The organism is Propionivibrio sp., assembly GCF_017995515.1.
Taxonomy (GTDB): Bacteria; Pseudomonadota; Gammaproteobacteria; order Burkholderiales; family Rhodocyclaceae; genus Propionivibrio.
In genome coordinates this window covers 43,315-50,163 of the sequence record NZ_JAGOIT010000012.1, presented here as the reverse complement: position 1 = coordinate 50,163, position 6,849 = coordinate 43,315, and the positions used below count along the sequence as shown (strand labels likewise).

The following is a 6,849-nucleotide window of genomic DNA, read 5'->3' as shown; positions in this document are numbered from 1 at the left end:
GCTAGGCCTCTATTCCAGCTGCAAAGCAACGTACAGCAGCAAGCGGTCATCGGTGTTCGCGAGATCAAGGCCAGTCAGTTCGCTGATTTGCCGCAGCCGGTAGTCGAGGGTGTTGCGGTGGATATGCAGTGCCTTGGCGGTGGCGAGAGGGTGGCCGTTGTGGGCGAACCATGCGTCGAGCGTGCGCCGCAGGGTGCCGCTGCGTTTGTCGACGGCGTTGATGCGCAGCAGCGGCTGTCGCAGTTGTTCGGCCTGCCAGCCGGAACCGAGGCCGGAGAGCAGCACGGGCAGGCTCAGGTCGTAGTAGGAGAAGGTCGCCTGTTGCGGCTTGCGTGAGCGCCCGACGCGCAGCGTTTTGCGCGCGCTCTGGTACGAGAGGGCGACGCCCTCGATGCCGCCGAGTGCGACGCCGATCGCCAGGCTCGCTGTCGTGGTCAGTACCTTCCTCAATTCAGACTCGTGCGCTTGTAAGCGCTGACGGGCTTGCGCGGCGGTCGGTGCACGCTGGCCGGTCGTTTCGAACGATTCGAGGATGACGAGTTCGCGCGGCGAGATCGCGGCGGTGAGCACGTCCGGGTGCGACGCCGCCAGCTGTTGCTGGCAGTGCTGCAGTTCGATCATGGCCAGGTCCGGGCGAAGATCGGGGTCGGTCAGCTCGGCGACGATGACGGCGCGCGGGCTTTGGAAATCGACGCCGAGCCGGACGGCCCATGCTTCGAGGTCGGCCAGCGAGGTGGCGCCGTGGTGGATCAGCTGGAAGACGAACTCTTCCCGATAGCGCTTCTCGCGCTGAAGCTCGCCGATCAGCTGCGCCTGCTCGAGGATCATCTCGGCGGTGACGCGTACCAGTTCGCCAAACTGGCGTACGGTCTCCGGATCGCCGGTGAGTCCGACGACGCCGCTGATCTGGCCGCGTACCGTGAGCGGGATATTGACACCCGGCTTCACGCCTCGCAGCGTGCGCGAGGTCGCGGTATCGATTTCGACGGTGCGGTTCTGCGCCAGCGCGAGTTGCGCGCCGGAATGCAATTCGCCGATGCGCGATGTCTCGCCGCTGCCGAGGATGATGCCGCGACTGTCCATCACGTTGACGTTGAAGGGGATGATTTTCATCGTCCGCTCGACGATGTCCTGCGCGAGTACTGCCTCGATGGTGCTCATGATTGACCCGTCATTGTCCTTGTTCTTGCTGAGTCGACGTTCGTGCAAGCGTCCATTCGCCCTGAGCTTGTCGAAGGGCGCGATGCGCACTGTGCGCCGTTCATGGTTCGACAGGCTCGCCACGAACGGGAACCAAGTCGTCAGGCATCATGATTCTCGATACCGCGCCGGCTTGGGCATCTGCCCAGCATGTGCCGGATTTTCGGAGCGCCAAGTGTGCATCGGCACGATGATAAACCGCCGTCGCCTCGTTACCATCGGCCTTCATTGGTGTTGGTTGCGAGGAGAACGGTCGTGCGAATTGTGGTGGCTCCGGATTCTTTCAAGGGCAGCGTCTCGGCGCTCGGCGTGGCCGAGGCCATGGAACGCGGGATTCGCCGCGTCTTCCCGGCGGCCGATGTGCGCAAGATGCCGATCGCCGACGGCGGCGAAGGCACGGTCGAGGCGCTGGTCAGCGCAACAGGAGGCCGCGCTCACGACATCGAAGTCACCGGACCGATGGGCGAGCGGGTGAGGGCGCACTGGGGCGTGCTCGGCGACGGCAGGACGGCGGTGATCGAAATGGCAGCGGCGTCGGGTTTGCCGCTGGTTCCTGACGATCTCCGCGATCCCGGCCGGGCGACGACCTTCGGCACCGGCGAACTCATCCGCGCGGCGCTCGACGCCGGATTGCGCAAGATCATCATCGGCATCGGCGGCAGCGCGACGAACGACGGCGGCGCGGGCATGGCGCGTGCGCTGGGTGTGAGCTTTCTTTACACGAACGGCGACGAGCTGCCGGACGGCGGCGCGGCCCTGGCCCGTGTGCGGCGGATCGACCTCGCCGGCCTCGATCCGAGGTTGAGTGAAACCGAAATCGTCGTCGCCTGCGACGTCGACAATCCGCTGTGCGGTCCGCGCGGTGCATCGGCCGTGTTCGGCCCGCAGAAGGGCGCGACGCCCGAGGCGGTCGAGACGCTCGACACGGCGCTCGCGCACTACGCGGTGTGCGCCAAGGCGGCGACGGGGCGCGACGTGGCCGAACTGCCGGGTGCCGGTGCTGCGGGCGGTCTGGGCGCCGGACTGTTGTTCTTCACCAACGCGAGGCTCAGGTCGGGCGTCGACATCGTGCTCGAGGCCGTCGGCTTTGCCGAGGTCGTCCGCGATGCCGATTTCGTCATTACCGGCGAAGGGCGAACCGATTTCCAGACGGCGTTCGGCAAGGCGCCCGTCGGCGTCGCCAAGCTCGCCAAGCAGTTCGGCGTACCGGTGTTCTGCCTTTCCGGCGGTTTGGGCGAGGGCGCCGACGACGTGCTGGCGCACGGTATCGACGCGACGCTGAGCATCTGCGACCGGCCGATGACGCTCGACGAATGCATGCGCGCGGGCGGCGCGCTGATCGAGTCCGGGGCGGCGCGCCTGTGCCGGATCATCCAAGCGATGCGCGGCGGTCGATAGGGGTCGACAAGGTTTCGTGAAGTTCTGTTAATGGCAGGAAAACCAAAAGGGGGGAAGTCATGGTTCAGGGACCAATGTTGCTCGTAATACTCTTCATCGCCATCGTGATGATCGTCGTGCTGATCTCGCGCTTCAAGGTGCATGCGTTTCTCGCGCTGCTCGCGGCGTCGTTCTTCGTCGGGCTGGCAGCCGGGATGAATCCGGTCGATGTTTCCAAAGCGATCATGAAAGGCTTTGGCGGGACGGCGGAACGCATCGGCATCGTCATCATCGCCGGCACCATCATCGGCGTCTTCCTCGAAAAAACCGGCGCGGCGCTGACCATGGCCGAGACGGTGCTGAAGCTCGTCGGGCCCAAACGCCCGGCCGTGGCGATGAGCATCATCGGCTACATCACGTCGATTCCGGTGTTCTGCGATTCGGGCTTCGTGATCCTCTCCGCGCTCAACAAGTCGCTGTCGAAGAAATCGGGTGTTTCGATGGCGGTGATGGCGACCGCGCTGTCGACCGGCCTTTACGCGACGCACACGCTGGTGCCGCCGACGCCGGGGCCGATCGCTGCCGCTAACAATCTGCATGCCGATCTGGGTACGGTGATCTTCGTCGGTCTGATGGTCGCCATTCCGGTGACGATCGCCGGCTACCTGTGGGCGACGAAGTTCGCCAGCCGCTACGAGTTGCTTGCCGAGTCGGCCGTCAGCTACGAGGAACTGCTCGAAAAGTTCAAGAACCTGCCGAGCGCGACGGCCGCGTTTACGCCGCTCATTCTGCCGATCATCCTGATTGCCTTGAAGTCGATTGCCAACTTCCCGAGCCTGCCGTTCGGCAGCGGCACCTTGAAGGTCGCCATCGACTTCATCGGCGAGCCGATGGTCGCGCTGCTCTTCGGCCTTCTGGCTTGCCTGCTCCTGTTGGCGCCCAGGCTCAACGAAGAAACGCTCTCCGGCTGGGTCGGCGACGGCATCAAGGACTCCGCCGCGATCATCATGATCACCGCCGCTGGAGGCTCGCTCGGCGCGCTGCTCGCCGCCAGCAAGATCGCCGACTATCTTGGCTCCAGCCTCGCCGTCTTCGACCTCGGCATCTTCCTGCCCTTCCTCATCGCCGCTGCGTTGAAGACCGCGCAGGGGTCGTCCACGGTGGCGCTGATCACGACGTCGACGATCGTCTTCCCGCTGCTCGAGTCGCTCGGCCTGGCGAGCCCGATGGGCGCCGTGCTGGCGACCATGTCGGTCGGCTGCGGCGCGATGGTCGTCTCGCACGCCAACGACTCGTACTTCTGGGTCGTCTCGCAGTTCTCCGGCCTGAAGGTCGATCTCGCCTACAAGTGCCAGACGCTCGGCACCCTGGTTCAAGGGCTGACCGGGATTGTCGTGGTCTATCTGCTGAAGCTCGCGCTGGTCTGAGCGCCTAGTACGTCTTGTGCAGGACGAAACGCCTGGCGGGAATATCCCGCCAGGCGTTTCTTCATGTCGACGAGCGCAGGCGCCATCGTTGAAACCGGGTTGATGGCGCTTTCGTGTGATACAACGTGCGCGATGGATATCCTCGATACGGGGCAAGCAAGGTGACTTCAGCCAATAACCAAAATAGTAGTCGGAACATGGTTCCGGATGATTTCGACGCTCGATTTCAGAGGGGATTCGGCCTCCTGGCGTTTTCAGTCAACCGGCACATCGTCGATCACATGCGGCGAATCAACCTCGAACTCGGGATGGATCTGGAAATGGCCCAGATCTGGGGCACGCTGGCGCATATGAATGTGCTGCCCTTCCTGCCGCTGGGTGCCGATCCGATGAATGTCCTGAACGAAATGGGCAGAAAGAAATCGATGGCGCTGGAACCGATCCGCTTGTCGCAACTCAGCCAGATCACCGGCTTGCCGCGCGAAACCGTGCGCCGCAAGCTTGAACGCTTGAGCGCGATGGGCAAGGTCGAGCGGAATCCCGACGGGCGCTGGGTGTACCGGGGCACGGGCGTGAGCGATGCCGAAGTCGAGTTTACGCGCAAGACGGTGCTGAAATTTCTTGGTACGGCGCAAACCTTGCTCACCGTCCTCGATCAGGTAAAAGTCAATCCGGAACCGTCTGAAAACGGGGCCACGCAGGCAATCTGAACGAACTTGCCGCCAGGCCGGCTCCCGATTGCGAATGGGTGCGAATGGGTGCGAATGGGTGCGAACGGGTGCGAATTAGCCCTGGCGACAGATCATTTTCCTGAACGTTCGTTTTCCAGATCGCGGGCCAGGCGTTCGGCTGCCGTATCGATGATTTTTTCGGCTACCGCCCAGCGCTCAAAGGCAACCGTGGCATCTGCGCCAGGACGGCTTCTCGTGCCGATGAAGGCGACGCTCGGCTCCTTGGCGGTTCCCTCATAGAGCTCGCCGGCCAGGGTTATCGAACCCAAAAAAGCCCCTTTCGGCGAAAGCATGTTGATCACTGCAAAAGGCGGAACCATCATGACCAGTTGAGCCTTGCTCGTCGGTTTGAGGTCGGTAATCCGGAAGCGGACACTCAGGACGCCAGCACCCGGCTGTGCAACCAGTGTCATCCCCCTGGACAAGTTGTCCTTGAGCTGCTGCTCGGTATATCGGGCCAACTGCGCGGCTTCCGCGCTGGTAACATCCTTTACGCCTTGGTCGTCACTGATCTGGACGACAACAGGCGCGATGTGCACCTTTGTGTACCGTCCGAGTTGCAAACCGGGTTTGGCAAAAAAAAGCGTGTTCGGCTCGTCCGCCTTGATGGTCAGCCGCGGGTAGTCCGCCGGGGCCCGCGGCGGCTGCGTTGTCGCGCAACCCGCGGCAAGCACGGTTGCGATCAGCGCCACAGATGCAATGCGCGCGCTACGTTCAATCCGTTTGATTCGTTCGGTTCGTGCCAGTGTCATCCTGGATCCTTCGCGTGACGGTTTAACGACGTTTGATTCTGGCGATTCCAGATTACGGGAACAAGCGAGCCGACGTCATGGTCTGACGCGCCGTTTTTGCCGGGACATGGTAATGGTCTGCCGCATTGCCGACCGGGTGCGCTGCCCAAAATGGGCGAGTCTGTCGGTTGATGATTTGTTAAGCTCGTTATGATCAACCGGTTTGTAAACTGACACCGTCCCCAACCGAGAGGAGTCGCAGTTCATGCCCAGCCGACGTGGAACCTGGTTTTCTTCATTGTGTTTCGTTGCCTTGGGCTTGGCGGCCTGCAAGGAAGCGCCACCGCCACCGGCGCCTGCAGCGCCCGAAGTCATCGTCGAAACACTCGCCGGACGCACAACGCCGCTGACCGTCGACGTCGTCGCCGAAGTGAAGGCCTACCGCGAGGTCGACATCTACTCGCGCGTTTCCGGGCAGCTGGTCAAGCAGTCTTTCAAGCCGGGGCAAAAGATCAGGGAAGGCGATTTGCTGTTCAGCATCGATCCGCGCGCCTATGACGAAGCGATCATCGACGCCCAGGCCAAGCTGGCCGAGTCCGAGGCGGTGCTGGCGCGCGCGCGGCAGGACGTGGCGCGCTACGAGCCGCTCTTGCCGGACAACGCGATTCCGCGCCAGACCTACGATCAGGCCGTCGCATCCGAACAGCAGAACGCGGCGGTGGTTCAGGCGCGGCGCGCCGGACTGGAGCGCGCGCGGCTCGATCGCTCGTATGCCGAGGTGCGCTCGCCGATCTCCGGGCAGATCGGGCTGCAGAAGCTCGAAGTCGGCGCATTGGCCACGGCCGGACAAACGGTGCTGGCGACCGTCTCGACGCTCGATCCGGTCGTCGCCTATTTCAGTATCGCGGAAGTCGACTACCTCAATCTCGCCAAGCGCTTCATGCAGGAGCGGAAGGAAGGCAAAGGCGAGGACAAGAGTCCGATCGAGCTGATCCTGGCCGACGGTTCGGTCTACGGCGAAGCCGGCGCGATCGATTTTACCGACCGGGCACTCAATGCGGCGACCGGCACGCTGACCTTGCGCGCCGTCTTCCCCAATCCGTCGGGTCTGCTGCGCCCCGGCATGAATACGCGCGTGCGTATCGTCTATGAGGTCGCGCAGGATGCGCTGCTGATCCCGCAGAAGGCGGTGACCGAGCTGCTCGGCAAACAGTTCGTCGCCGTCGTCGGCGAAGGCGACAAGATCGAACAGCGGCCGGTCACGACCGGAGCGCGGCTCGGCGAACTGTGGCTGGTGCAGAGCGGGCTCAAGGCCGGCGAGCGCATCGTCGTCGAGGGCGTGCAGAAGGCGCAGGCGGGAGTGGTGGTAAATCCGGTGGTAAA

General features: G+C 63.5%; 6 protein-coding genes. 4 read left to right on the top strand and 2 right to left on the bottom strand.

What is annotated here, in order from left to right:
- Positions 1–9: 9 nt before the first annotated feature.
- Complete coding sequence (locus KBA32_RS03560) at positions 10–1,161, bottom strand: sugar diacid recognition domain-containing protein (RefSeq protein ID WP_294355397.1); 1,152 nt, start codon at positions 1,159–1,161, stop codon at positions 10–12.
- A gap of 294 nt (positions 1,162–1,455) precedes the next feature.
- On the opposite strand from KBA32_RS03560, the gene KBA32_RS03555 reads away from it, so the two are divergent.
- From KBA32_RS03555 to KBA32_RS03545, 3 genes are all read left to right on the top strand, one after another.
- Positions 1,456–2,598 (top strand): glycerate kinase, encoded by a 1,143-nt coding sequence (locus KBA32_RS03555; RefSeq protein ID WP_294355395.1) that lies wholly within the window; start codon positions 1,456–1,458, stop codon positions 2,596–2,598.
- Positions 2,599–2,672: 74 nt separating this feature from the next.
- The gene (locus tag KBA32_RS03550; protein ID WP_294355393.1) at positions 2,673–4,004 is read left to right on the top strand and encodes a GntP family permease; all 1,332 of its coding nucleotides are present in this window, start codon (positions 2,673–2,675) and stop codon (positions 4,002–4,004) included.
- Between the two features lie 281 nt (positions 4,005–4,285).
- Entirely contained in the window at positions 4,286–4,714 is a 429-nt protein-coding gene (locus KBA32_RS03545) for a helix-turn-helix domain-containing protein (RefSeq protein ID WP_294355390.1), read from the top strand.
- A 92-nt stretch (positions 4,715–4,806) separates the two neighbouring features.
- On the opposite strand, the gene KBA32_RS03540 is transcribed toward KBA32_RS03545, so the two are convergent.
- Positions 4,807–5,487: a DUF3313 family protein gene (locus KBA32_RS03540; RefSeq protein ID WP_294355386.1), complete on the bottom strand. Its 681-nt coding sequence runs from the start codon at positions 5,485–5,487 to the stop codon at positions 4,807–4,809.
- Positions 5,488–5,731: 244 nt separating this feature from the next.
- Here KBA32_RS03540 and KBA32_RS03535 point away from each other — a divergent pair.
- Positions 5,732–6,849 (top strand): efflux RND transporter periplasmic adaptor subunit (locus KBA32_RS03535; RefSeq protein WP_294355384.1); only part of this gene is annotated, 1,118 nt, incomplete at its 3' end.

Coding starts and splice junctions, on each gene's coding strand:
- KBA32_RS03560 (WP_294355397.1), bottom strand. CDS start 1,161: ATGAGCACCATCGAGGCAGTACTCGCGCAGGACATCGTCGAGCGGACG.
- KBA32_RS03550 (WP_294355393.1), top strand. CDS start 2,673: ATGTTGCTCGTAATACTCTTCATCGCCATCGTGATGATCGTCGTGCTG.
- KBA32_RS03545 (WP_294355390.1), top strand. CDS start 4,286: ATGCGGCGAATCAACCTCGAACTCGGGATGGATCTGGAAATGGCCCAG.
- KBA32_RS03540 (WP_294355386.1), bottom strand. CDS start 5,487: ATGACACTGGCACGAACCGAACGAATCAAACGGATTGAACGTAGCGCG.